Below are 26,342 nucleotides of genomic sequence, written 5' to 3'. Positions count from 1 at the left end.
GCGTTTAGTTTAAAATGAGTTAGTATAACAAACCGAACACCTTAAAAGTTCTAGATAGCTTTTGATCATTCATAAATACTTTCCAAAAATTAATTCAAAATACTACTTTTGCAATACATGAGAAAAAATCTAGTTATAGCAATTGATGGCTATTCTTCTTGCGGAAAAAGTACGTTGGCAAAAGCCTTGGCTAAAAAATTAGATTTCATATACATCGATAGCGGTGCGATGTATAGGGCGGTAACTTTATTTTTTATTCGCAACAAGGTTGATATTAACAACGATGAAGCTGTAAAAAATGCCTTACAGCACATTGAATTGAATTTTCATGCTCGAGATTATGAATCTCATATCACTCTAAATGGAGAAGAAGTTTCTGAAGAAATTAGGCAAATGCCAGTATCTGAAAATGTAAGTGAGGTTTCTGCCAATAAACTAGTGCGCCACGATATGGTAAAGCAACAACAGCGTATGGGCAAATCTAAAAACATTGTAATGGATGGCCGCGATATTGGTACCGCTGTATTTGAAGACGCTCAAGTTAAATTTTTTATGACTGCCGACCCAAAAATCAGAGCAGAACGTAGATATAAGGAATTATTATCAAAAGGTGATAATGTGACTACTTTAGAAGAAGTTTTCGAAAATCTTGCACATCGCGATTACGCGGATACTACAAGGGTAGAAAGTCCTTTGATAAGAGCAGAAGATGCTATTATTTTGGATAATACAGACATCACTGAAGAAGAACAACTTGATTTTGCTTTAGAAAAAGTTAAACCCTTTTTAGAAAAAATTTAGTTCTCCTCAAGCATTTTCCAATTTAGGGATATTAAAATAAATTGGTATTTTACAGGCAAATTAAAATGCCGTATGAAATTCAATTATTTTCTAAAATCGATTGTGTTAATTGCCTTATTAATTTGCAATAGCACCTTACAAGCCCAACAAAAAGGCTGGATTAATCTATTTAATGGAAAAGACCTTAAAGATTGGACTATAAAAATTGCCAAACATGAGGTTGGAGAAAATTACGCCAATACATTTCGTGTAGAAAACGGTGTAATGAAAGTGAGTTATGATGGCTACAGAGAGTTTAACCAACAATACGGGCATATTTTTTATAAAAAACCTTTTTCTTATTACTTATTAAGGGTAGAATATCGCTTTGTGGGCGAACAAGTTAAAGGTGGCGAAGGTTGGGCATTGAGAAACAGCGGAGCAATGTTACATTGTCAAGACCCGATAACCATGCTCAAAGATCAAGACTTTCCTATTTCAATCGAAGGTCAATTATTAGGTGGTGATGGAACGCATGAACGTCATACCAGCAATGTTTGTACCCCTGGCACAACAATTTACATGGACGATAAATTAACCATGGCCCATTGTTTAGAATCAAATTCAAAAACTTTTCATGGCGAGCAATGGGTTACGGCAGAATTTTTAGTTTTAGGCGATTCGGTTATTAAACATTTTGTGAATAATGAACTGGTATTAACGTATACAAAACCACAAATTGGAGGAGGAAGTGTCGCGAACTATGATCCGAAAGTTAAGGAAGATGGAAAAAGACTAACTGAAGGTTTTATTTCTTTGCAAAGCGAAAGCCATCCAATTGAATTTAGAAAAGTTGCTTTATTTGATTTAGCGCCTTATAAGAAGGACAAAGTAAAATTGGATAAAGTAATTGATGAGTTGCTTAAATAATTTAATGCATTTTCTATATGAATATTAGATACAGTTTCGAAGAACGACCTAATGCCGATTTAATTATTGAATTGTATGATAATGCAGGCCTACCACGGCCAACACATGACAGGGAAAGGATTCAAAAGATGTTCGGTAATTCTAATTTGATAGTAACTGCTTGGGATGGAGATGTATTGGTTGGAGTTTCACGTTGCATTACTGATTGGGTTTGGAGTTGTTATTTAGCCGATCTTGCTATTAGAAAAGATTATCAAAATGAGGGAATTGGCAGAAAATTAATTAATCTCACTAAAGAAAAAGTTGGGGAACAATCTATGGTATTACTTTTATCAGTTCCAACTGCTCTAGAATATTATCCAAAAATCGGATTCAAAAAACAAGAAAGTAGTTTTATTATGGATAGAGCGGAGTGGAAATAAACCAAATTTGTATCTCTCTAGATCATTATTATAAAACCTTTACTCTCACTTGTTGTTAACTTTAGATTAGTAAAAATTAAAATTTCTATAGTATTACCCCGATATTAGCAGAATTTTTAACGAGTACACAAACCATCTACAGTATGACTAAAAACTTTTTCCTTTCTATTTTTCTACTTTTCATTTCATTAAGCTTAAATGCCCAAGATTTATATAAAGTCAAAGCAGATAAATTAAATGTTAGAGAAACAAGCGATCCAAAGAGTAAAATAATTGGATTTATCCCGCAAAACGAAAATGTTATGGTTTTAGATTCCGCTAACACCAAATATTTTAAAGTTAAAGTTACCAATGGAGAAGGTTATGTAAGTAGCGAATATCTCACAAAAATTGCTGCTTCTCCAACTAAACAAGCGCCTGTAACAAAACACATAGTTGAACAAAAAGCCACTAAAGACAATTCAAACATCATTTTTTTAAGTTTAGTTACAGTTGTACTTCTTATTATGTTATTCTTTATTTTTAAGTTTTTAATGAATAACAAGTTCTTAATGGTGATTTCTGCTGTAATTGTTATAATTATTGGTTATTTCTGCTATGTGAGCTTTATAGTTAAAAAGGACATCAATGGTAAATTTACGAGTGACAGTGACTCTCAATACTTATCATTTGATTTTAAATCGAAGGATTCAGTAACTATTGAAGATACGTATGTAGATACTTTGTTTACTGCTCCTTATGTTATTGAAGATAATATGATTAAAACAAAACAGCAAGAAAACACAATTTTATTAATGATTTTAGATGAAAAAACATTAATTGGTGAGGGATTCACCAAAGCAGTCTATCATAAAAAGTAAATTTTAATATAATATCATGGGTTTAATCCTTGTTTTTGTTCTTTAAACCCGATTGCAGCGAGCACGAACGTAGCGAATAAAGTGATAGGCGGGACTAACGTAAATTGAAATACGGGTATTGCTTTTCCAAAAATTGGTATTTCAATATTCTTTAACGCGTACTAGTAATTACTATATCCTTAATTATCAGCAACATTTATTAAAAAAATCTTTTCTTTTAAAAAAGAAATTTCTACCTTTGCAGTCCCTAAATAGGGAACAAAGGAGATTATTAATTAATGGCTAAAAAACAAGTAGCAGAAAAAGAACTAGAGGCTAAAACAGCCGAACTACAAGGTGCAGACGCTCGTCTAACCGAGAAAGAAACAATTGAGTCAGAAGCTGATTCGGTTTCTATCGAACAAATCAAATCATCTTTAGCAACACCAGATCAAGATTTTGATTGGGATGCAGATGATAAAGTATTTGGTAACTACAGTGACGCAGACCGTAAAAAGTTTGAAGATATGTACACAGATACTTTCAACCAAATCACACAAGGCGAAATCATTAGTGGTATCGTTGTGTCTATTAACAACAAAGATGTAGTATTAAACGTAGGTTTCAAATCTGACGGTTTAGTTTCTACTTCAGAGTTTAGAGATACACCTGATTTGAAAATTGGCGATTCAGTGGATGTTTTCGTAGAAGCTCCAGAAGATGCGAATGGTCAGTTGATTTTATCTCGCAAGAGAGCAAAAACACAACGTTCTTGGGAAACCATCAACGCTGCGCTTGACAATGACACCATTATCAATGGTTTCGTGAAAAGCCGTACTAAAGGTGGTTTAATTGTTGACATCATGGGTGTAGAAGCATTCTTACCAGGATCACAAATCGACATTAAACCTATCCGTGATTACGATGTTTACGTTGGTAAAACAATGGAATTCAAAGTTGTAAAAATCAACCACGAATTTAAAAATGTTGTAGTATCTCACAAAATCTTAATTGAAGACGATTTAGAAAGCCAAAAAGTTGAAATCGTTTCTAAATTAGAAAAAGGTCAAGTGTTAGAAGGTACTGTTAAAAACATTACAGATTTCGGTGTGTTCATCGATTTAGGTGGTGTTGATGGTTTACTTCACATTACTGATATTTCTTGGGGCCGCATAGAGCATCCAAAAGAAGTATTATCATTAGATGAAAAAATCAACGTTGTTGTTTTAGACTTTGATGATGAGAAAAAACGTATCGCTTTAGGCTTAAAACAATTAACTCCTCACCCTTGGGAAAACTTAGATGCTAACTTAGCTGTTGGTTCTAAAGTTAAAGGTAAAATTGTTACTGTAGCTGATTACGGGGCTTTCTTAGAAATCATTCCAGGTGTTGAAGGTTTGATCCACGTTTCAGAAATGAGCTGGTCACAAAACTTACGTTCACCTCAAGAATTCTTAAAAGTTGGCGATGAAATCGAAGCTGAAGTTTTAACTTTAGATAGAGATGAGCGCAAAATGAGCTTAGGTATTAAACAATTAACTCAAGATCCTTGGGGAGCTGTTGCAGAAAGATATCCAATTGGAAGCAAACACAAAGCTGTTGTTAAAAACATGACTAACTTTGGTGTATTTGTTGAAATTGAAGAAGGAATTGATGGATTAATCCACATTTCTGACTTATCTTGGAGCAAAAAAGTTAACCACCCTAACGAATTCACTAAAGTTGGTGATACATTAGATGTTGTAGTTTTAGAACTTGATGTTGAAAACCGCAAATTATCTTTAGGTCACAAACAATTAGAAGAAAACCCTTGGGATACTTTCGAAACTATCTTTACCCTTGATTCAGTTCATACAGGTACAGTAGTTAAAGTAACTGATAAAGGCGCTGTTATTGCTTTACCATACGGTGTAGAAGGTTTCGTGCCAACTAAACACATGGCTAAAGAAGATGGTTCTGTAATCAAAGCTGAAGAAACTAATGACTTCAAAATCATTGAGTTTAACAAAGATGCTAAACGTATCGTTGTATCTCACGCCCGTATTTGGGAAGAGGCTAAAGCTGAAGTTGCTGCTGAAGAAAGAGCTACTAAAAAGAAAGAAGCTAAAGCTTCTGTAAGTGCAGTTAAAAAAGTAAAAGATTCTGTAGAGAAATCTACTCTAGGTGATCTTAGCGTTCTAGCTCAATTAAAAGAGCAAATGGAAGGCGAAGAAAGCAAAAAGAAAAAATAAGCTTTTTAAATGCTAAATAAATTTAAAGCTCTCGATGAAAATCGGGAGCTTTTTTGTTTTAACCCCCCCGCTTCTAATTAAGTCCATAATTCTTAATAACATTTCTGTTCCAATGCCTAAAAGCTGTTCAGATTTTCTATTTTTGAAAATCAGTTATCATTATGAAAAAGACAGTATTTTTAATTTTATTCATCAGCTTCGCATTTAAGCTTTTCGCACAACAAGTAAATATTATTCCGCAACCTGTAGAACTAAAACCAGGAACATTTCCAAAGGATACTTTTACTATAGATAAGAATACAGTCATTTTTGCCATAACAAAAGGCGCTGAAAACTCTGCACACTACTTAGCTGACTACATTCAAAAGTATTACAACTTCAAGCTAAAAGTTATAGATAAAATAGACGAAGTTGCTAAAGCAAAAACGATTACTCTTGTTGTTAATAATCAATTGTATGCTAATCCAAACAAATACTTTGTTTCTGTTTTAAGCTCCACTATAAATGCAGGTTCCCCATCAGAACAAGGATTGTTTTATGCCGTTCAGTCTATTATTCAACTTTTGCCTAGTTCAAACACTTCAAGCAGCTTGATAATTCCATCTGTAGATATTATTGATTATCCTCGTTTTGATTACCGTGGCATGCACTTAGATGTTAGTCGCCATTTTTTCGATGTTGCATTTGTCAAAAAATACATTGATTATCTCGCCCTGCATAAAATGAATTATTTCCATTGGCATTTAACAGATGACCATGGTTGGAGAATTGAAATTAAAAAATACCCTAAACTAACTGAAATTGGCGCATGGAGAAATGGGAGTATCATTGGTTTATGGCCTGGAAAAGGAAATGAAAATATTAAATACGAAGTTTTACCTGCTGAAATTAAAATCATGCCAAAGGATGCAATCATTAAAACCGATAACATTAGACATGGAGGTTTTTATACACAGGAAGAAATTAAAGATGTAATTTCTTATGCTGCAAAGCGATACGTTACTATTATCCCAGAAATTGAAATGCCTGCGCACAGCATGGCTCTTTTAGCTGCGTATCCTGAATTAGGAACTGAACCCAACAAAAAGTACGCCGTTGCAGAAACCTGGGGTATGATGAACAAATACAATAACGTTTTACAGCCAACAGAAAAAACTTTTAAATTTTTAGAGGATGTATTAGCAGAAGTAATGGTATTATTTCCTTCTCCATATATTCACATTGGCGGAGATGAAGGCTCGAAAGTTTGGTGGAGAAGTTCTCCAGTTGCTCAACAAATTATGAAAGAGAACAACTTAAAAGACGAAAGTGCTTTGCAAAGTTATTTCATTCATAGAATAGAGAAATTCGTAAACAGTAAAGGAAAAACAATTATTGGTTGGGATGAAATTTTAGATGGTGGTTTGGCACCAAATGCAATTGTAATGAGTTGGAGAGGTGAAAAAGGTGGTATCGCAGCTGCAAAAGAAAAGCACAAAGTGATTATGACACCAGAAAACATGATGTATTTTAATCATAAGCAATTTTTACAGGACGACAGTTTGGCAGCTGCAAAATATTCACCATTGGAAAATGTTTATAAATATGATCCTATTCCAGCTGAGTTAGATGCTGAACAAGCAAAATATGTTTGGGGTGGACAAGGGAATTTGTGGTCGGAATATATTGCTAGTCCTACAAAAGCAGAATATCAATTATTCCCACGATTAGATGCCTTAAGTGAGATTTTATGGAGTCCAAAAGAAAAAAGGAATTATTCTGATTTTTTAAATCGTTTAAAAACTCAATTTAAGCGCTACGATTTGATGGGAATAAATTATAGTCAACGATATTTAAGTGGAACTCCTTAATTTATGCGAAAAATTTTAGCCGTTATCGTTTCTTTAATTACTTTATTTGCAATAAAAGAAGGCTTTCATATCTTAAATGCAACGGATAAAGATATTGTTAATCAAAGATCAATACTTATTGTAATTGCTTTAAGTATTATAATACCACTTATTTTATTATCGTTATGGCTTTGGACTCCAAGAAAGAATAGACCAGAAAATTAGTCTAAAAACTTCTCTTTCAAGTCTGTTGTTGGTACCCAGCAACTTTCCTGTTTTCCAAACCATTTATAGCGGTTTTTAGCGATGTAATTATAAACTGCATCTCGAATAAAACGAGGTACGATTATAAAGCTATATAACAAAGGCCATAATCCGTTCAGTTTTTTAGCAACTCGTAATGCTGCAGTAGATCGTTGATAAACCTTACCCTCTTCTAACAGAATAAAACTATCTAAGTTTTCTGGAGCAATATTAAATGGAGCAATTTTTTCAGCGGCATATTCACTTTGTAAGGATGCAAAACGGAAAATATTTTTACTGTCTCTTTTAATCGTAAACTGCACTGCCCCATTACAGAGATTACAAATTCCATCAAAAAGTATTACAGGATGCATATACAAAGATAATCGATTTTATTTGGCAAATAATTGAATTATCTTCGTTTAGTGGATATGAAAATTGTTACTTGGAATTGTAATATGGCTTTTAGAAAAAAAGCTAAGCTTATCTTGGCTCATCAGCCAGATATACTTGTTATTCCAGAATGTGAGCATCCTGATAAATTTTATTTCGATATAGATTTTCCAAAACCTACAAGTATGGTATGGTTTGGAAAAAATCAAAATAAGGGATTAGGAATATTTTCATACCATGATTTCGAATTAACAGTATTAGATAATCACAATGAAAATTTAAGAATAATTGCTCCTATAAATGTTAGTAAAGGAGTGATCAATTTTAATCTATTCGCCATTTGGGCAAATAATCCAGAGGATAAAGATGGAAAATATGTGGAACAAGTTTGGAAGGCACTTCATCATTATGATTCTTTAATTAGTCAAACAAATACTATCCTAATAGGAGATTTTAATAGCAATACAATTTGGGATAAACCCAGAAGAATTGGTAACCATTCAGCTGTCGTAAAATTATTGGAAGAGAAAGGAATTTATAGTGTGTATCACTCACATTACAAACAAACTCAAGGTTTAGAAACACACCCAACGCTTTACTTGTACAGACATCAAGATAAACCCTATCATTTGGATTATTGCTTTGTTTCAGAAGATATATTGCAAAACCTGCAAGCAGTAGAAATTGGAGAGTACGAATATTGGACTAAACACAGTGACCACGTTCCTATTATTGTAACTTTTAAAGCAGTTTTAACCAACAATTAAAATGTCTTTTCTTCAAATTCCAACATTTCAACTTTCAAATTAAAACATTTCCCTATATTTGCCCAATCCTTGTTCAATGCAAAAGAGAACCCTGCTAAACGGTCAGAAATTTCAAATCACAATTAAGCGACTTTGTCATCAGTTAATTGAGAACCACACCGATTTTACTAATACTGTATTAATTGGCATCCAGCCCAGAGGAACTTATTTTGCAGATCGTGTACACCAAGAGCTTTCTGAAATTTTAAAGACAAAATCCATTAAAAAAGGAAATTTAGATATTACCTTTTTTAGGGATGATTTTAGAAGAAAAGACGGTTTAGTTACCGCAAGCAGCAACACGATAGATTTTATTATCGAAGGCAAACAAATCATTTTAATTGATGATGTATTGTGGACTGGCAGAACAATTCGTGCCGCTATGGATGCATTGTTGGCTTACGGCAGACCGGAAAAAGTAGAATTAATGGTTTTAATTGACAGAAGATTTTCTAGACACTTACCCATTGAACCAAATTACATTGGACAACAAGTAGATTGTGTTGACTCACAAAAAGTTAAGGTGAGTTGGAAAGAGAACGAAGGTGAAGACAAAGTGACTTTATTATCAGAAAAACTATCATAAAAAATGGCAGCAGAAAAATTATCAACCCGACATCTTTTAGGCATTAAAGATATTAACCTGAATGATATTGAATTGATTTTTGAAACCGCTGATAATTTTAAAGATGTTATTAATCGTCCCATTAAAAAGGTTCCTTCCTTACGGGATATTACCATTGCCAATATATTTTTCGAAAACTCTACTCGTACTAAGCTTTCATTTGAATTGGCTGAAAAAAGGCTTTCTGCAGATGTTGTAAATTTCGCAGCCTCTTCATCATCGGTAAGTAAAGGCGAAATCTTAATTGATACGGTAAACAATATTTTAGCCATGAAAGTTGATATGGTGGTGATGCGTCATCCGTATGCTGGAGCTGGAGTTTTTTTAAGTAAACATATTAAAGCACAAATTGTTAATGCGGGCGATGGCGCACACGAACATCCCACACAAGCTTTATTAGATGCTTATTCAATCCGTCAAAAACTAGGCGATGTGAGAGGCAAAAAAGTAGTAATTGTGGGTGATATTTTGCATTCGAGAGTTGCCATTTCAAATATACTTTGTCTACAAATGCTGGGCGCAGAAGTGATGGTATGTGGACCAACAACCTTAATTCCAAAACACATAGCCTCATTAGGTGTTAAAGTTGAACACAATTTAAAAAAAGCACTTAACTGGTGTGATGTGGCAAATATGCTACGCATCCAATTAGAAAGACAAGACATTAAATATTTCCCTTCCCAACGCGAATACGCCATGATGTATGGCCTCAACAAACAAATCCTAGACAATCTCGACAAGGAAATTGTAGTTATGCATCCTGGACCAATTAATCGTGGTGTAGAGATTACCAGTGATGTTGCAGACAGCAAACAATCTATCATTTTAGAGCAAGTAGAAAATGGTGTAGCGGTTAGAATGGCTGTACTTTATTTGCTGGCTAGTCAAAATGATTAAAAGTACTTCGTATAAATTATTTTGTGCTTGAGTCATATTTTCTGACTTCCAAACTGTCATACTTTCTGAATAATCTATACCAATTTCAAAATCTATTCGTTAAACCTGTGTTATCAACAGTTGTTAATTACTTATGTTGATAAGCTTTGATACTATTTATAATTTAGTACCAACCATATTTGAAACCTATGCATAAGAAATACCTTTTAGTTCCCCTCTTTTTAGTTGGCGGTATCGGCGCCAGTTTTGCCCAAGTAAGTCCATTAGTAAATCTCAATAAAAATTATCAAACAGGTTTAGAGCTTCTTCAAAATGAAAAATATGTAGCGGCTGCTCAACAATTTAAGCTAGTAGAGCAAATAAGAAGCAAAGCAAGTACACAATTAGAAAGCAACGCCGAATTATCTTTATTAAAAGAAAATGCTAAATTTTATGCAGCAGTTTGTGCGTTAGAATTAGGAAATGAAGATGCCGAAACTTTATTTCTTGAATTTATTAGAGAATATCCCCTAAACCCTAATACAAAACTGGCATATTTCCATGTTGGAAAATCTTATTTCGCACAAAAGAATTATGCAAAAGCGCTAGAATGGTTTGAAAAAACCGAACCGAGTTCACTTTCACAAAAACAACGAGTTGAATATCAATTTAAGCAAGGTTATGCGTATTTCGAGTTGAAGAATTATGAAAAAGCTGAACCACTATTTGAAATTGTTAAAAAAGAAGATTCTCAATTTAAAGAAAGTGCAACTTATTACTTCGCCTATATCAACTATCTAAATAAAGAATATAAAACTGCCCTAGCTAATTTCGAAAAGCTAAAAGGCTCTCCTACTTACGAAGCAAGTTATCCATATTACATTACTTCTATGTATTATTTGGATGAACGTTATGATGATGTAATTGATTATGCAATTCCTTCAATGGCAAAAACTAAACAGCAGTTTGAACCTGAAATGCTAAGTTTAGTTGCTGCGTCTTATTTCGCTAAATCGGAATTTAAAAATGCCGAAAAATATTTTGCAGAATTTTATGCTAAAGATAAAGGTCAAAGCAAAAACAATCTTTTCATTTATCAATATGGGTACGCTTTATACCAAAATGGAAAATTTAAAGAATCTGTTCCAGTATTAGAAAAACTAAATACCGATGATATTTATCTTCAAAACGGGATGTTTATATTGGGTAAATCTGCATTAAAATTAAACAATAAAGAAAAAGCAAGAAGTGCATTTTTCAGAGCATCAAGACTAGATTTTGATAAGAATATACAAGAAGAAGCGTGGATTAATTATGCAAAGCTGAGTTATGAATTAGAGTTTAATTCTCAAGCACTTGAATCTACACAAAGCTTTTTAAAGCAATTTCCTGCCTCGAAAAGAATAAACGAAGCAAAAACTTTATTGGGAGAGATTTTATTAACCAGTAAATATTATCAGGCAGCTATTGATATTTTAGAGCCTATTCAAAGCAAAACTCCTGAGGCAAAAGAAGCATATCAAAAAGTAACCTATTTCCGCGGATTAGAATTTTATAACGAAAGGGCTTTCCCTAACGCTTTATCTATGTTTTTACGTTCTGGTAATTTTCCAGAGGATAAAGAAATTTATGCGTTAAGTGTGTATTGGATGGCAGAATCAATGTACGAATTGCGCAAGTTTGGTGAAACAGTTAAAACCTTCGAAAAATTCTTAGCTATACCCGCTGCAGAAAAAACTGAAGTGTACAATTTCGCTAATTATGCTTTAGGCTACGCTGCTTTCGAAGATGAAAAATATGCAAAAGCTGCTACATATTTCGAACGTTTTTTAAGCGGGGATGATAAAGATCCAAAAACAGTAATTGATGCAACTATCCGTTTAGCAGATTCATATTTCGTGAATAAAAACTATAATGGAGCCATGTTAAACTATAACAAAATCATCAACGGTAAATTAACTGGCGAAGATTATGCATTGTTTCAACGTGGTATGATACAAGGTTTGCAAAAACAAGATGATGCGAAAATTGCAACCATGCAAAGTTTATTAAGTCAATTCCCTAGTTCAAACTACGCTGACGATGCTGGTTTCGAAACTGCATATACGTATTTTAATAAAGGAGAATTTGACAAATCGAAATCTGATTTAATTGATTTAGTGGCAAAATATCCACGTAGCAGTTACATTCCTCGTGCTTTAGTAACCATTGGTTTAGTACAGTACAATCAAGATCAAGATGATGCAGCGCTAGAATCATTCAAAAAAGTAATTAGAGATTACGCAAGTGCTCCTGAAGCGAAACAAGCTTTAGAATCAATAAAAAATATTTATGTAGATAAAGGCGATGCGAATGGTTTCATCAGCTATGCTGCAACTACCCCATTGGGAAATTATTCAATGAGTGAACAAGATAATATCGTCTTCCAAGCGGCTAATAATAGATATTTAAAAGGCGATGCACAAGGCACTTATGAAGCTGTAAATGCTTATTTCGAGAAATTCCCTAAAGCCATTCACGATAAAGAAGCTAAATTTATCAGAGCAGAATCTTTAGTAAAGTTAGGTCGCTCTGCAGAAGCAATTGCAGATTACGATTACATTCTTAACGATTGGACAAGTGATTATACCGAACGTTCATTAATCAGTGTTTCAAAAGTATTAATGGATGAGAAAAAATACAACGAAGCAATCGTTTACTTAAAAAGACTAGAAACTACAGCAGATTATAAAGTGCATTATACATATGCAATTAATAATTTATTAAAAGCATATAATGCCTTAAATATGCCTGATGATATGCTTAAATACGCTGATCTCATTAAAAATTCTGATAAAGCATCTGAAGAAGAAAAAAATAGCTCGGACTTATATTTTGGTAAAGCGTATTTACTAAAAGCAGATACAGTTCAGGCAGTTAAATCATTTAGCAATGTAGTGGCTAAAACCAAAACCTTAGCTGCAGCAGAGGCAAAATACAATTTGGCCGCTGTACAATATGCCAAAGGCGATTACAAAACTTCGCAAAAAACTTGTTTCGATTTGATTAACAACATGCCATCCTACGATTATTGGGTAGCTAAATCATTCATTTTATTATCTGATAATTATTTAGCGCTGAAAGACAAATTACAAGCAAAAAGCACTTTATTAAGTATCATAGACAATTACGAAGGCAAGGATGACATTATTCCAACAGCCAAAGAGAAATTAGCAAAACTAAATTAGACGATGAAGATGAGACTAAATAAAACCATATATACAACTTTATTTTTTTTAACTGCAGTTACTTTTACGGCAAAATCACAGGACGTTAAACCTCCTGAAAAAGCTGTAACAGAAGAAGTTGAAATCATTAGACCTTATAAACCTGTGTTAGCAGAAGCGGTTAAATTGAGAAGAAGCCCCGATTTAGACAATATCAAAACATATAAAGCTAAGTTTAACTACACACTTACCGATCGGAAATTAGAACTTAACTCTGATATTCAAAAATTACAAGCGCAGCAATTGGCAGATGAACGTGCAGCCAAATTGGTAAACAATTATGTAAAAGGAGGAATTGGTTCTTTGGCTACAATACTGGGGGAAGCTTACATAAATATTGGTCGTGATGAAGCTTTACAAGCTGGAGCATTTTTCAGACATTTTAGTCAAGAAGGAAAACTTAATAAGCAAAATGAAAATACACAACAATTAAGTGTTTTTGGACGAAGTATTGGTAACAAAGCAACGCTGAGTGGTCGTTTGAATTACGAAAGGCATGGTTTGTATTTTTATGGAATAGATGATTTAAAACCAACTTTAAATCCAAATCCCGAAAGGCAAGTATTAAATTTTTTCGAACTAGAAGGAGAAGCAGTAAATAAATATACTGGCGATGAAAATGCATTAAGTTATGCGGCGAAAGTTAACGCATATATGTTCAATGATAAATTTGATGCGAAAGAACAAGCATTAACCTTAACAGGATATTTGAACAAAAGAATTAGCAGTTTTAATGTAGGTTTAGCAGCAGCGGCTGAAATTGGGAACACAAAAGATTTCAGCACAAGCGTATCTAATAACTTGTTGCGCTTAAACCCTTATGTAAAACTACAAGCTAAAGGAGTTAAAATTACAGCTGGAATAAACTTTGTGCAGGAGTTTGGAGATTTTTCAGCGACTAGAGTTTTCCCTGCTATTACAGCAGATTTCACTTTAATTCCTGATTTCTTACAAATATTTGGTGAAGTAAAAGGTGATGTTAATCGCAATACATTGAAAAATTTTACCGATGAAAATCCATTCTTAAATAGCAATATCGCTATACAAAACAGTGTAGAAAAAATAAGCATTAGTGGTGGTATAAAAGGAACTGGTGGCCCAGGTTTTGGATACAAAGCTAGATTTTATAGTAAGAAAATAACTGATATGCCTTTATTCGTCAACAATTTTGCCGATTTCAATAAGTTTGATGTGATTTATGATTTCGGAACAATGAAATTATTAGGCTTAGAAGGAGAAATTTCAGTGCAAGTAAGTGACGCCTTAAAATGGACAGGTAAATTAAATATTGAAGATTATAAAGCAGCTTCGGAGCAGGAAAGTTATTATAAACCACAACTTCGTATTGGTTCTAATCTTTCATACACTTACAATAAAAAGCTAAATTTTAATGCTAGTGTAGCTATACAAGGTGATAGCAATGCTAAAGTGTACTCTGCAGATCCAACAACGGCTGCTGGTACTTATCCTCCTATTCCAGATTTTACAAAAGAAAGTATTGTAAATGTAAAAGGCTTTGTAGATTTAGGCATTGGTGCAGATTACAAAATCAACAATAAATTTTCTGTCTTTGCAAAAGCCAATAATTTACTCAATACAAAATATAGTAAGTATTTGTATTATCGTGTAAATGGTTTAAATATTTTTGGTGGTTTAACCTATTCATTTTAATAGGTTAAGAAATTAATTATTGGTTGATACCGAATTAAAATTTATTTTTACCAGAATGGATATATTATTATACCTAACAGAGCTTTTACAAACCCGCAAAACAGTGGGTATTGCTGGCTTGGGTACGCTGTATAAAAAAAAATCACCTGGTAAATACGATGTAGATAAACATGCATTTGTTCCACCTAGATATACAATAGCATTTACAACAGAGTTAAAAGAGCAAGTAGAATTAGCCAATTTCATAAGCAACAAAAGAAATATAACTACAGATTCTGCCAATTACTATATTGGAGAATTTGCCGAGAAAATACATGCAGAGTTAGCAGATAAATATGAAGCTGATTTAGAACCAATTGGAAAATTAAAATTAGTTAACGATGAACTAACTTTCATTCCGGAGCAAGAAAGCAACTTTGGTTTCGAATTTTATGGATTGCCAACCTTAACTGAAATTAATTCAGAAACTGAAGAAAAAGAAAATACAGTTCCAGTTGAGGAAATTGAAGAAAACACCATTGAAGAAATTGAGGAAGAAAATAAGTTAGAAGAAGAAAACCCTGGTCAGGAAACTACTGATAATTTAGATGAGCAACCAGTTTATGATGAAATAGCTGAATTTGAATCACCAGTTGAAATATATGAACAAAATAATATTCCTCCAATAATTGAAACTACTGAAGAGGAAGAAAAAGAAGAGGATTTAGATGAGGTGGCTACTGAAGAATTTATAGAAGAAGAAACCGAAACTAAAAAAGGTCTTCCTTTTTTCATTAAATTTCTAATCGTACTACTTATTATTATTTCCGCTGGTGCGATCGCTTATTTTATAAATCCTCCATTTTTTGATAAATACATCAGAAATAACTTTGAAGGAAAACAAGATAAAAATGTACCAACAGTACCAAATGATTCGTTAAGAAATAAAGTTGATTCTTCACAAATTGATAGTCTTGCAAAAAACAACAATTTGGTTAATCTAACAACAGATTCTGCTACTACAACTATTGATAGTAGTAAAGTAATGATTTATGAAGTATTGGTAAGTGCAGTTGCAACAGAGAAAAAAGCAAATAGAATTATTGCAAATTTAGCTACACAAGGAGTGAACGCTAAAAAGATTAAGCTATCTAAAACAATGATTAACATTAGCGCTGGTTCTTTTTTAACTAATCAAGAGTCATTAAAATACAGAGATAGTTTGAGGACCAAATTGAAAAACCGAGCGATTTACATCCAACCTATTAAACCAAAAACACACAAAAAATAAATATGATTACATTGTTAATGGCCGCTGTAGATACAGCAAAAAGCGTGATAGATTCCGCAAATAGAATTGCTGCTCCAACAACACCCGCTCAACCAGAATTACATTTTATAGATTTATTATTTAAAGGCGGTTGGGTAATGCTGCCGCTAGCTTTATTAGCGTTTTTAGGTTTAATTATTTTTACTGAGCGTTATTTAACCATTCGTAAATCATCAAAAGATGAATCGAATTTAATGTTTCAAATCAGACAAAATATCCACGAGGGAAGATTAGATAGTGCTATTGCTTTATGTAAAAACACAAAATCGCCTTTGGCTAGAATGTTAGAAAAAGGTTTAAAAAGAATTGGCAGACCAATTAAAGATATTGAAGGTGCAATTGAAAATACTGGAAAATTAGAGGTTTCTAAACTAGAAAAGAACATTGGCATATTAGGTATTATTGCAGGTATTGCACCAATGCTAGGTTTTGTGGGTACAATTATTGGGGTAATCACTATTTTCCATGATGTATCCATTAAAGGTGCAATTGAAATTGGAACTATTTCAGGTGGTTTATACACCAAAATGATTACTTCTGCAACAGGATTAATTATAGGGATTGTAGCCTACGTTTTATATCACATTTTAAATATGATGGTCGAAAAAATCATCCTTAAAATGGAAACCGATGCAATTGAATTTATAGATTTATTAGAAGAGCCGGGCAAATAATGAATTTACGCAAAGGAAAAAAAGGTACAGTTGAGGTTCATACCTCTGCGCTGAATGATATCATGTTCTTCTTGCTGCTGTTTTTTCTATTGGCATCTGCAGTAGTCAATCCAACAGTTGTTAAGCTTTTGGTGCCACAGTCTTCAAGTGGTCAACAATCTACTGCTAAAAAAGCAGTAACGGTAACTATAGATGATAATTTAAAATATACGATCAACAAAAAACCAGTAACGTTAACAGAATTACAAACAGAATTAGAGCGATATCAAAAAATTGAGCCTGATTTGACTGTAATTTTATATGTAGCACGTAATGTAACTTATCAAGATGGATTTCAGGTATCTGATATCGCAAACAAAATGAAATTAAAGCTTGTTGTAGCTGTAGAGCCTAAAAAATAATGATGACTACGGACGAAGAAAATAATTATCCAAAGGCAATTGCAATATCTGCAGGGTTAATGGCTCTATTTATTGCTTTGAGTTTTATTTGGGTAATTGGTGCATTTCAACCAGAAGAACCTCCTGGCATGGGCGGCATGGTAGTTAATTACGGTACATCTGCAACAGGGATTGGTAGCGATTATACAAGTATTGAAGAACCTTCAATGGATCCGAATGCTAATAATAAATTACCTGATAAAGTTACTCCTGAGCAAAAAGTAACCCCAACAACTTCATCACAAGTTGATGCAAAGGATGTACTTACACAAAATTCAGAGGATGCTGTTGCTATCAATACAAAAGCAACTAAAAATAGTAATGCACCAACAAGTGCTACAGAAAATAAACCTGCTCAACCTACTATTAATCCAAATGCACTTTACAAAGGCAATAAAAACAATGGTAAAGGACAAGGCGATGGTACAGGAACAACGCCAGGTAATCAGGGAAGTATAAATGGAGATCCTTTAGCACCAAATTATGGAGATGGTGGTTCTGGAAATGGGAATTCGCCAATTCCACTAAGTAAATTTAATAATCTAGTCACACCAAAAGACGATGGTCAGCAAACTGGAAAAATTTCTATTAAAGCATTTTACAATAAAGAGGGAAGAATAACGAATGCCCAAGTATATTTAAGAACGTCTACCTTAACAGACCCTGAATTGCAAAAAAAATGCTTACAAGCTGTACTCAATTCATCACTTTCAAAAAATGAAATTGGCGGAACTGATAGAAGTGGAATAGTTACTTTTTACTTTAAAGTAAACTAATTTTGAGTTGAAATAACCTAACCTTTACTACTTTTGTGGTCTGCAAATAACACCAATGACCTACCAACAAACACTTGATTATCTATACAGCAAACTTCCAATGTTTACACGTGTTGGCGCTGTTGCTTTAAAAAAAGATTTACATAACACACTAGCCATGTGTGCTAAGCTAGATAATCCTCAAAACAAATTCAAAAGCATTCATGTAGGCGGTACCAATGGTAAAGGTTCCACATCGCATATGTTAGCTGCAATTTTACAACAAGCTGGCTATAAAACAGGGTTATATACTTCTCCTCACCTCAAAGATTTTAGAGAACGTATTCGTATCAATGGAAAAATGGTTGCTAAGCAATTTGTTACAGATTTTGTAGCAAGCCAACAAGAAATCATTCAAGAAATAGAGCCTTCCTTTTTTGAAGTTACCGTAGCCATGGCATTCGATTATTTTGCAAAAGAGAAAGTTGATATTGCTGTAATCGAAGTTGGCTTAGGTGGCCGATTAGATTCCACAAATATTATCACTCCAGAACTTTCTGTAATCACTAACATCAGCTTAGATCATACTAACATTCTTGGGGATACTTTACTGGAAATTGCAGTTGAAAAAGCAGGCATTATTAAAAAAAACATTCCAGTTATCATTGGCGAAAAACAAGCAGAAACTGAAGCAGTTTTTATCAATAAAGCTAAAGCAGAAAATTCATCTCTCAGCTTTGCAGGTTCTTCGTTGCACATCGAAAATGCACATCAAAAAAACGCATACTTAATTGTCAATGTTTACAAAGAAAATCAATTAATCTATTCCAACCTTGCCTTAGACTTAACAGGGAGTTATCAATTAAAAAACATACTCACAGTAATTGAATCCATTCTTAAATTAAAAGAAATAGGATATAACATACCTGACGAATCTATTTATGCAGCATTAAAAAGCGTTAAAAACATAACTGGTTTACAAGGCAGATGGCAAACTTTAAGTAAAAATCCGTTAATAATTTGCGATACTGGCCACAATAAAGCAGGCATTACAGAAGTAATGCAGAACATTAAAAACACCCCACACCAGAATTTGCACATAGTAATTGGCATGGTCAAAGACAAAGATATCTCAGCCGTACTAGCTTTATTTCCAAAAAATGCTACCTATTACTTTTGTCAACCAAATTTAGAAAGAGCATTACCAGTAAAAGAGCTAGCCAGTCAAGCAGCTGCATTTGGTCTAAAAGGAAAAAATTTCACTACCGTACAAGCTGCATTTCAAAAAGCAAAAAGCAAAGCAATAGCAAAAGACTTAATTTTTGTGGGCGGCAGCACCTTTGTTGTAGCAGAAATATTATAATAAATTATATAGAATTCACATTTACTTCACAATCAGATTGTTATTTTTACCGACAGTTAAACCAATTTATAATGAGATTCAAATACCTATTTTTTCTATTCCTTTTAGGCTTATTTAGCCCAAGTTTTGCACAAAAGTGGACCAAATCTACAACAACAAGCACTAATTCAAATTATCCTACAACCATTGCTCGTCCAAAATTAGTAGTGGGCATGGTAATAGATCAAATGCGATGGGATTATTTATATCGTTTTTATAACAGATATTCAAAAGGAGGTTTTAAAAGACTTTTAAACGAAGGATTTTCCGTAGAAAATACAATTATACCTTATTTACCTACGCAAACAGCATGCGGTCACTCATCAATTTATACTGGCTCCGTTCCAGCTTTAAATGGTATAATAGCCAATTCATGGTACGATCCCACACTAGGTAGAGATATGTATTGTACAGAAGATAAAGACGAAAAAACAGTTGGCAGTACATCAAATGCAGGTCAAATGTCTCCAAAAAACCTAAAAGTTACTACAATTACCGACGAACTTCGCTTAGCAACTAATTTTCAAGGAAAAGTAATTAGTATTTCCTTAAAAGATCGTGGCTCAATCTTGCCAGGAGGCCATGCCGCTAATGCCGCATATTGGCATGATGGTCTAACAGGCAATTGGATTACAAGTACACATTATATGAATCAACTACCTAATTGGGTAAATGATTACAATGCACAAAAAGTTTCAGATAAATTCTTCAATCAAGATTGGAACACACTCTACCCAATAAACACCTACATCAATAGCGATTCAGATAATGTTTCCTACGAAGCTAAATTCAAAGGCGAAACCACATCATCATTTCCACATTTAACCAAACAATACATTGGCAAAAATTACGAAATGATTAAAAGCTTACCCTATGGAAACACAATGACTATAGATTTCGCAAAACTAGCAGTACAAAATGAAAACTTAGGTAAAGATGCAATTACAGATTTCTTAGCAATAAGTTGCTCAGCAACAGATTATGTAGGCCATCAATTCGGACCAAACTCTATAGAATTAGAAGATACCTATTTAAGATTAGATAAAGACCTAGAACAATTATTCAACTACCTAGATAAAACCGTAGGCAAAGGAAATTACTTATTTTTCCTATCCGCAGATCATGGAGTTGCCCATGCACCAGAATTTTTAAGCAAAAACAATATTCCAGCCGAAAGATACACCACAAGAGCAATGGTCAAAGGATTAGATTCACTATTGCAACAGAAATTTCAGCTCAAAAAATCTATTCTCAATATCTCAAACGATCAAGTAATATTCAACCATAAAGTTATCGATAACAGTACCGTAGATTTTGCAGCAGTAAAATCCACAGCCATTAACTACTTAAAAACCCAAAGAGGTGTAACCAACGCTATAGACTTAAATAATTTGCAAAACACAACATTACCTAGCATATTAAAAACCAGATTAGAAAATGGATACAACCCAAAGCTAAGTGGCGATATACAAATTATATCCAACCCAGCCTGGTACAACTCCAGCTCATCATCAGGTATAGGTCACGGCGGCTGGTATAATTACGATGCACATATCCCATTAGTATTTATGGGCTGGAAAGTGAAGCCAGGCAAAACAAACGAAACCCATTACATGACAGATATTGCACCAACCTTAGCCGCCATGCTACACATTCAAATGCCAAGCGGCAGTATAGGTACGCCAATAACAGAGCTTACACATCAATAAAATATTCTTTTTTCGAAAAGCAAAAGCAGGGCAACAAACAACGTTAGCCCTGCTTTCGTTTATAGTCCTCATTCCACTGCGTTTCATTCCGGGCTAATCCACTCAATCAGGTTTATAAAACAAAAACCTATGCAACAAACCTCAGTTGCAAATCGCCAACTTTGCAATTCCACTCTTTAGAAAGATGCCTGAAAGGCGAGATCGCTATTATCTCCTCTTTAGAAGGAAGTTCTTCACCAACTGTAACTCCAAAGGAGTTCCTTTGGTACAACCTTCTCTTTACTAATAAAACCCAACTCTGTCAAAAAGAAAGCCAGCCCTGTCAAAAAGAAACCTAGCCCTGTAAAAAAGAAACCCAGCCCTGTCAAAAAGAAACCTAGCACCTGCTAAAAGAATTACATCATCTGTATTTATCCAATATTAATTTCCATCTTGTACTCTCCTCTCCTTAGGAGAAGGGTTAGTGGGTGAGGATTTTTTGTTAACTTTGCCTACCAAATACAAAAACCTTCATGGAACAAATTCAAGTATATAAACCAAAAAATAAAATTCGTTTTGTTACCGCTGCCGCCCTTTTCGATGGACACGATGCAACCATTAATATCATGCGTCGAATCTTACAATCATCAGGAGCAGAAGTAATTCACTTGGGTCACAACCGTTCCGTAGAAGAAGTAGTAAATTGTGCCATACAAGAAGACGTACAAGGTATCGCCATGACATCTTATCAAGGTGGTCATATAGAATATTTCAAATACATGTATGACCTGTTGCAAGAAAAAGGTGCAAAACATGTTAAAATATTTGCTGGCGGAGGTGGTGTAATCCTTCCTTCAGAAATAAAAGAATTACAAGCTTACGGCATTACACGAATTTATTCTCCAGATGACGGCCGTAAAATGGGTTTACAAGGCATGATTAATAATATGCTAGAGCAAACCGATTTTATTACGACCAAAGAAATTACAACTGAACTCGAAAATATTCCCAATAAAGAAGTTAAAAGTATAGCATCAGCAATTACGGTTGCAGAAAATGATCCAGAAGGTGCGCAGAAATTTGTAAATGAATTAAAAAAGCTAACGCTAAAAAATCAAGCACCTGTTTTAGGCATAACTGGTACAGGTGGTTCTGGTAAATCATCACTAGTTGACGAATTAGTAAGAAGATTTTTAATTGAAGTAAAAGATAAAACACTAGCAATTATTTCAGTAGATCCTTCTAAAAGAAAAACTGGCGGGGCTTTATTAGGCGATAGAATTCGCATGAATGCAATAAATAATCCAAGAGTTTATATGCGTTCATTAGCTACTCGCCAAGCTAATTTGGCGCTTTCTAAAAATGTTCAGGAAAGCATAGATATTTGCAAAGCCGCAGGTTACGACTTAATCATCGTCGAAACTTCTGGTATTGGACAATCAGATACAGAGATTACGGAACACTGCGATATTTCTTTATATGTCATGACACCTGAATTTGGAGCTGCTACACAATTGGAAAAAATTGACATGCTTGATTTTGCTGATTTAGTAGCCATCAATAAATTCGACAAACGCGGTGCTTTAGATGCACTTCGTGATGTACGCAAACAATATAAACGTAATCATAATCTCTTCGATGCTAAGGATGAAGAAATTCCAGTATATGGAACTATGGCATCACAATTTAACGATCCAGGAATGAATAATCTCTTTGTAGCTTTATTAAAAGGTATTAAAGAGAAAACTAAGGTAGATTTCATATCAGAAATGGAAATGACTACTAGTCAATCAGAAAAGATCTACATCATTCCACCAGATCGCATTCGTTATCTATCAGAAATTGCAGAAGCCAGTGAAACCTATAATGAATGGGTAGATAAACAATGTAAAATTGCCAGAAAACTATATCAACTTCAGGGAGTAATTGATTTTTCTACAGATTTTAAAAACTTCGGCGAAGGATTAAAAGAAGCTTACACTTTTCTAGAAGAGCAATTAGATGGAGAATGTAAGCGTTTACTTCGCCAATGGCCAGCTACAAAACAGAAATATAAAGAAGAATTTTTTGTGTATAAAGTACGTGATAAAGAAATTAAACAACCACTTTATTACGAATCGTTATCGAAATTACAAATACCTAAAGTGTCCCTGCCTAGATATGAAGATTGGGGAGACATTTTGCGTTGGTTATTGACTGAAAACGTTCCAGGAGAATTTCCTTATGCAGCTGGTGTTTTTCCATTAAAACGTGAGGGTGAAGATCCAACACGTATGTTTGCTGGAGAAGGTGGTCCAGAAAGAACCAATAAACGTTTCCATTATGTATCATTAGGTCAACCTGCACATCGTCTATCTACAGCATTTGATTCTGTTACATTATATGGAGAAGACCCACATATTCGTCCTGATATTTATGGCAAAATCGGCAATTCTGGGGTAAGTATTGCCACTTTAGATGATGCAAAAAAACTATATTCAGGATTCGATCTTTGTGCCCCTTCCACCTCTGTATCCATGACGATTAATGGCCCTGCTCCCATGTTATTAGGGTTTTTCATGAATGCAGCTATTGATCAGCAATGTGAAAAATATATCATAGAAAATGGATTAGAGCAAGAAATTGAAGCTAAAATCAAACAAATATATAAAGTAAAAGGAATTGAACGCCCTACTTATCAAGGGGAATTACCACAAGGCAATAATGGTTTAGGCCTAATGTTGTTAGGTTTAACTGGAGATGAAGTTTTGCCATCAGATGTATATGCTAAAATTAGAGCTTATGCAATTAGCTCTGTTCGTGGAACTGTTCAAGCTGATATTTTAAAAGAAGATCAAGCACAAAATACCTGTATTTTCTCTACGGAATTTGCCTTAAGGATGATGGGCGATATTCAGAAATATTTTATAGATGAAAAAGTTCGAAATTTCTATTCAGTTTCTATCTCAGGTTATCACATTGCAGAAGCTGGAGCTAATCCAATCTCTCAATTGGCGTTTACCTTAAGTAATGGATTTACATTTGTAGAATATTATTTAAGTCGTGGAATGAATATTGATGATTTCGCACCAAACCTATCTTTCTTTTTCAGTAATGGTATTGATCCAGAATATTCTGTAATTGGTCGAGTAGCACGTAGAATTTGGGCGAAGGCTATTAAAAATAAATATAAAGGTAATGATCGCTCACAAAAATTGAAGTATCATATTCAAACTTCTGGCCGTTCTTTGCATGCGCAAGAGATTGATTTTAATGATATAAGAACAACTTTGCAAGCTTTATATGCCATTTACGATAACTGTAATTCACTACATACAAATGCTTATGATGAGGCAATTACTACACCTACAGAAGAATCAGTGCGTAGAGCAATGGCAATTCAGCTCATCATTAATCGCGAATTAGGTTTAGCAAAAAATGAAAATCCATTGCAAGGTGCTTTTATTATTGAAGATTTAACAGATTTAGTAGAGGAAGCAGTTTTAGCAGAATTTAAACGAATTAATGATCGTGGAGGTGTTTTAGGAGCGATGGAAACCATGTATCAAAGAGGCAAAATTCAAGAAGAAAGTCTATATTATGAAACCTTAAAACATACTGGAGAATTTCCAATAGTTGGTGTAAACACTTTTCTTAATAAAAATGGTTCACCTACAATTGTACCAGGTGAAGTAATTAGAGCTACGGAAGAAGAAAAACAATACCAAATTACTACACTTAAAGCTTTTCAAGATAGAAATGCTACTAAAACTGCCGAAGTATTAAAGAATCTACAGAAATCAGCTATTGCTGGAGATAATATTTTTGAGCAACTTATGGAAGTTTGCAAAATTTGTTCATTAGGACAAATTAGTAAAGCTCTTTATGAAGTCGGGGGCCAGTACCGTAGAAATATGTAATAAAGAAATATAGTAATAACAAAAAAGGCTAGATTAGTTAATCTAGCCTTTTTTGTTATATTCTCATAAAGAGTTTAAGCATGAATCCAACTAAACTTATAATCCATTGTTGGATTTTTCATTCTTTCAGCAACACGTAATAAGCGGTCTGGCAAATTCATAATATAATCTCTAGCTTTCTCTCCTGCTTCATTTAACTCTTTCATGCTATCTATCTTCCACTCTTCAATTAGTTGTTGCATGATTTCTACATAATCAATAGCTGTATAGACGCCTAAACGTTGAGCTGCATCTGTAAAATGGCCAAAAGTTTGCCCTATTTTCAATCCCATTTCACGTAAAAAATGAGCAGGCATAACAATTTTTTTACGCATCATGTCTTCAAATGCAATCATCGCTTCATTTGGATCCACTTCAAAAATCTTTGACATAAAATCTTTATAAGCTTTGGCGTGACGTAATTCATCAGCTGCTATTACACCGCACATTTTTGACAATAATATATCGCCATCTTTTTTAGCTAAAGATGCAACTCTTCTATGTGAAATATTTGTAGCTAATTCTTGAAAACTAGTGTAAACAAAATTACGGTAAGGGTCGTGTCCAGTACCTATATCAAATCCATCAGCAATTAAATATTGCGTAGAAATTTCCATTTGGCGCATGTCAACTCTACCAGACAGATACAAATATTTATTCAATAGATCTCCATGACGATTTTCTTCTGCTGTCCAGTTTCTATTCCATCTAACCCATCCACCTTCTTCATCACGAGAAATATCATCCATCGTCATTAACCATGATTCATAAGTTGGCAGAGCTTCTTCTGTTATGGTATCGCCAATTAATACTGCAACTAAGTCATAAGAAAGATCTTTTGCATTTTCTTTTAGTACTTTAATATCTTGATAAAAAGATTCACTAGTAGAATCTGGCAAAAAATCTGAGGGTTGCCAATTGGTATCTATAGGTTTCAAATAGGTAGGCATCATTTTAAGCATGTATTTCTCAACATGTATTAACACTTCCTTTCTTGATCCAAAATTGATTTTCATCGTTTTTTAATTAGTGTACAAAGATACGCATAAACCCTTGTTTTGCCTTAGTTTATTTGTAATAAAAGCGTTTGGATAGTTCAAAACTGTTATTTCTTAATAGAAATGTAGATTTTCATTGTTAGTATAAGGTTAGCGGACCAAGGGGAATGGTCCACTTTGGCCCTGGCGGTACGGGACGACATTTTCTGTTGGGGGGATGGGGTATA

General features: G+C 33.8%; 21 protein-coding genes. 19 read left to right on the top strand and 2 right to left on the bottom strand.

Annotated elements, in window-relative coordinates; all coding sequences use genetic code 11:
• Nucleotides 1–117 precede the first annotated feature (117 nt).
• The 7 genes from cmk to WC622_RS06235 all read left to right on the top strand — a co-directional run bounded on the left by cmk (nucleotide 118) and on the right by WC622_RS06235 (nucleotide 7,256).
• Entirely contained in the window at nucleotides 118–801 is a 684-nt protein-coding gene (gene cmk, locus WC622_RS06265; RefSeq protein WP_372818336.1) for a (d)CMP kinase, read from the top strand.
• A gap of 72 nt (nucleotides 802–873) precedes the next feature.
• Complete coding sequence (locus tag WC622_RS06260) at nucleotides 874–1,710, top strand: DUF1080 domain-containing protein (protein ID WP_372818335.1); 837 nt, start codon at nucleotides 874–876, stop codon at nucleotides 1,708–1,710.
• A gap of 17 nt (nucleotides 1,711–1,727) precedes the next feature.
• On the top strand, nucleotides 1,728–2,132 hold the full coding sequence (locus WC622_RS06255; RefSeq protein ID WP_372818333.1) for a GNAT family N-acetyltransferase: 405 nt from the start codon (nucleotides 1,728–1,730) through the stop codon (nucleotides 2,130–2,132).
• A gap of 143 nt (nucleotides 2,133–2,275) precedes the next feature.
• Nucleotides 2,276–2,992: an SH3 domain-containing protein gene (locus tag WC622_RS06250; RefSeq protein ID WP_372818331.1), complete on the top strand. Its 717-nt coding sequence runs from the start codon at nucleotides 2,276–2,278 to the stop codon at nucleotides 2,990–2,992.
• Nucleotides 2,993–3,270: 278 nt separating this feature from the next.
• Nucleotides 3,271–5,202, top strand: a complete 1,932-nt coding sequence (gene rpsA, locus WC622_RS06245; protein WP_372818330.1) for a 30S ribosomal protein S1 — start codon at nucleotides 3,271–3,273, stop codon at nucleotides 5,200–5,202.
• Between the two features lie 161 nt (nucleotides 5,203–5,363).
• Nucleotides 5,364–7,052, top strand: a complete 1,689-nt coding sequence (locus tag WC622_RS06240; protein ID WP_372818328.1) for a beta-N-acetylhexosaminidase — start codon at nucleotides 5,364–5,366, stop codon at nucleotides 7,050–7,052.
• Nucleotides 7,053–7,055: 3 nt separating this feature from the next.
• Nucleotides 7,056–7,256, top strand: a complete 201-nt coding sequence (locus WC622_RS06235; protein WP_372818326.1) for a hypothetical protein — start codon at nucleotides 7,056–7,058, stop codon at nucleotides 7,254–7,256.
• On the opposite strand, the gene WC622_RS06230 is transcribed toward WC622_RS06235, so the two are convergent.
• Nucleotides 7,253–7,648, bottom strand: a complete 396-nt coding sequence (locus tag WC622_RS06230; protein WP_372818324.1) for a thiol-disulfide oxidoreductase DCC family protein — start codon at nucleotides 7,646–7,648, stop codon at nucleotides 7,253–7,255. The genes WC622_RS06235 and WC622_RS06230 overlap by 4 nt on opposite strands.
• A 57-nt stretch (nucleotides 7,649–7,705) precedes the next feature.
• On the opposite strand from WC622_RS06230, the gene WC622_RS06225 reads away from it, so the two are divergent.
• The 12 genes from WC622_RS06225 to WC622_RS06170 all read left to right on the top strand — a co-directional run bounded on the left by WC622_RS06225 (nucleotide 7,706) and on the right by WC622_RS06170 (nucleotide 25,078).
• A complete protein-coding gene (locus WC622_RS06225; protein WP_372818322.1) occupies nucleotides 7,706–8,434 on the top strand; it encodes an endonuclease/exonuclease/phosphatase family protein in 729 nt (242 codons plus the stop codon).
• Between the two features lie 76 nt (nucleotides 8,435–8,510).
• Complete coding sequence (gene pyrR / locus WC622_RS06220; RefSeq protein ID WP_372818321.1) at nucleotides 8,511–9,059, top strand: bifunctional pyr operon transcriptional regulator/uracil phosphoribosyltransferase PyrR; 549 nt, start codon at nucleotides 8,511–8,513, stop codon at nucleotides 9,057–9,059.
• A 3-nt stretch (nucleotides 9,060–9,062) separates the two neighbouring features.
• Entirely contained in the window at nucleotides 9,063–9,995 is a 933-nt protein-coding gene (locus tag WC622_RS06215; RefSeq protein WP_372818319.1) for an aspartate carbamoyltransferase catalytic subunit, read from the top strand.
• 188 nt (nucleotides 9,996–10,183) lie between these two features.
• Nucleotides 10,184–13,201, top strand: coding sequence for a tetratricopeptide repeat protein (locus WC622_RS06210; RefSeq protein WP_372818317.1), 3,018 nt, complete (start codon nucleotides 10,184–10,186; stop codon nucleotides 13,199–13,201).
• Between the two features lie 3 nt (nucleotides 13,202–13,204).
• The gene (locus WC622_RS06205) at nucleotides 13,205–14,911 is read left to right on the top strand and encodes a hypothetical protein (protein ID WP_372818316.1); all 1,707 of its coding nucleotides are present in this window, start codon (nucleotides 13,205–13,207) and stop codon (nucleotides 14,909–14,911) included.
• A 55-nt stretch (nucleotides 14,912–14,966) separates the two neighbouring features.
• Entirely contained in the window at nucleotides 14,967–16,181 is a 1,215-nt protein-coding gene (locus WC622_RS06200; protein WP_372818314.1) for a hypothetical protein, read from the top strand.
• Nucleotides 16,182–16,183: 2 nt separating this feature from the next.
• Nucleotides 16,184–16,894 (top strand): MotA/TolQ/ExbB proton channel family protein, encoded by a 711-nt coding sequence (locus WC622_RS06195; RefSeq protein WP_372818312.1) that lies wholly within the window; start codon nucleotides 16,184–16,186, stop codon nucleotides 16,892–16,894.
• The gene (locus WC622_RS06190; RefSeq protein ID WP_372818311.1) at nucleotides 16,894–17,295 is read left to right on the top strand and encodes an ExbD/TolR family protein; all 402 of its coding nucleotides are present in this window, start codon (nucleotides 16,894–16,896) and stop codon (nucleotides 17,293–17,295) included. Before WC622_RS06195 ends, WC622_RS06190 begins: the two co-directional genes overlap by 1 nt.
• Nucleotides 17,295–18,110 carry an energy transducer TonB gene (locus tag WC622_RS06185; RefSeq protein ID WP_372818309.1) on the top strand — a complete coding sequence of 272 codons (816 nt, stop codon included), beginning with the start codon at nucleotides 17,295–17,297 and terminating at the stop codon, nucleotides 18,108–18,110. The genes WC622_RS06190 and WC622_RS06185 overlap by 1 nt, the downstream gene beginning before the upstream one ends.
• A 55-nt stretch (nucleotides 18,111–18,165) precedes the next feature.
• Nucleotides 18,166–19,452, top strand: a complete 1,287-nt coding sequence (locus tag WC622_RS06180; RefSeq protein WP_372818307.1) for a folylpolyglutamate synthase/dihydrofolate synthase family protein — start codon at nucleotides 18,166–18,168, stop codon at nucleotides 19,450–19,452.
• A 71-nt stretch (nucleotides 19,453–19,523) separates the two neighbouring features.
• Nucleotides 19,524–21,200, top strand: a complete 1,677-nt coding sequence (gene pafA / locus WC622_RS06175) for an alkaline phosphatase PafA (RefSeq protein ID WP_372818305.1) — start codon at nucleotides 19,524–19,526, stop codon at nucleotides 21,198–21,200.
• A 512-nt stretch (nucleotides 21,201–21,712) separates the two neighbouring features.
• Nucleotides 21,713–25,078 (top strand): methylmalonyl-CoA mutase family protein, encoded by a 3,366-nt coding sequence (locus tag WC622_RS06170; protein ID WP_372818303.1) that lies wholly within the window; start codon nucleotides 21,713–21,715, stop codon nucleotides 25,076–25,078.
• A 74-nt stretch (nucleotides 25,079–25,152) separates the two neighbouring features.
• Here the strand turns inward: WC622_RS06170 and WC622_RS06165 are convergent, their stop codons facing one another.
• Nucleotides 25,153–26,133: an acyl-ACP desaturase gene (locus WC622_RS06165; protein WP_372818302.1), complete on the bottom strand. Its 981-nt coding sequence runs from the start codon at nucleotides 26,131–26,133 to the stop codon at nucleotides 25,153–25,155.
• Nucleotides 26,134–26,342 lie beyond the last annotated feature (209 nt).

The sequence above is a fragment of the Pedobacter sp. genome (assembly GCF_041662865.1).
Lineage (GTDB): Bacteria > Bacteroidota > Bacteroidia > Sphingobacteriales > Sphingobacteriaceae > Pedobacter.
The sequence above is the reverse complement of the archived record's forward strand: the minus strand, read 5'-3'. Positions and strand labels throughout refer to the sequence as shown.

Coding starts and splice junctions, on each gene's coding strand:
- cmk (WP_372818336.1), top strand. CDS start 118: ATGAGAAAAAATCTAGTTATAGCAATTGATGGCTATTCTTCTTGCGGA.
- WC622_RS06260 (WP_372818335.1), top strand. CDS start 874: ATGAAATTCAATTATTTTCTAAAATCGATTGTGTTAATTGCCTTATTA.
- WC622_RS06255 (WP_372818333.1), top strand. CDS start 1,728: ATGAATATTAGATACAGTTTCGAAGAACGACCTAATGCCGATTTAATT.
- WC622_RS06250 (WP_372818331.1), top strand. CDS start 2,276: ATGACTAAAAACTTTTTCCTTTCTATTTTTCTACTTTTCATTTCATTA.
- rpsA (WP_372818330.1), top strand. CDS start 3,271: ATGGCTAAAAAACAAGTAGCAGAAAAAGAACTAGAGGCTAAAACAGCC.
- WC622_RS06240 (WP_372818328.1), top strand. CDS start 5,364: ATGAAAAAGACAGTATTTTTAATTTTATTCATCAGCTTCGCATTTAAG.
- WC622_RS06235 (WP_372818326.1), top strand. CDS start 7,056: ATGCGAAAAATTTTAGCCGTTATCGTTTCTTTAATTACTTTATTTGCA.
- WC622_RS06230 (WP_372818324.1), bottom strand. CDS start 7,648: ATGCATCCTGTAATACTTTTTGATGGAATTTGTAATCTCTGTAATGGG.
- WC622_RS06225 (WP_372818322.1), top strand. CDS start 7,706: ATGAAAATTGTTACTTGGAATTGTAATATGGCTTTTAGAAAAAAAGCT.
- pyrR (WP_372818321.1), top strand. CDS start 8,511: ATGCAAAAGAGAACCCTGCTAAACGGTCAGAAATTTCAAATCACAATT.
- WC622_RS06215 (WP_372818319.1), top strand. CDS start 9,063: ATGGCAGCAGAAAAATTATCAACCCGACATCTTTTAGGCATTAAAGAT.
- WC622_RS06210 (WP_372818317.1), top strand. CDS start 10,184: ATGCATAAGAAATACCTTTTAGTTCCCCTCTTTTTAGTTGGCGGTATC.
- WC622_RS06205 (WP_372818316.1), top strand. CDS start 13,205: ATGAAGATGAGACTAAATAAAACCATATATACAACTTTATTTTTTTTA.
- WC622_RS06200 (WP_372818314.1), top strand. CDS start 14,967: ATGGATATATTATTATACCTAACAGAGCTTTTACAAACCCGCAAAACA.
- WC622_RS06195 (WP_372818312.1), top strand. CDS start 16,184: ATGATTACATTGTTAATGGCCGCTGTAGATACAGCAAAAAGCGTGATA.
- WC622_RS06190 (WP_372818311.1), top strand. CDS start 16,894: ATGAATTTACGCAAAGGAAAAAAAGGTACAGTTGAGGTTCATACCTCT.
- WC622_RS06185 (WP_372818309.1), top strand. CDS start 17,295: ATGATGACTACGGACGAAGAAAATAATTATCCAAAGGCAATTGCAATA.
- WC622_RS06180 (WP_372818307.1), top strand. CDS start 18,166: ATGACCTACCAACAAACACTTGATTATCTATACAGCAAACTTCCAATG.
- pafA (WP_372818305.1), top strand. CDS start 19,524: ATGAGATTCAAATACCTATTTTTTCTATTCCTTTTAGGCTTATTTAGC.
- WC622_RS06170 (WP_372818303.1), top strand. CDS start 21,713: ATGGAACAAATTCAAGTATATAAACCAAAAAATAAAATTCGTTTTGTT.
- WC622_RS06165 (WP_372818302.1), bottom strand. CDS start 26,133: ATGAAAATCAATTTTGGATCAAGAAAGGAAGTGTTAATACATGTTGAG.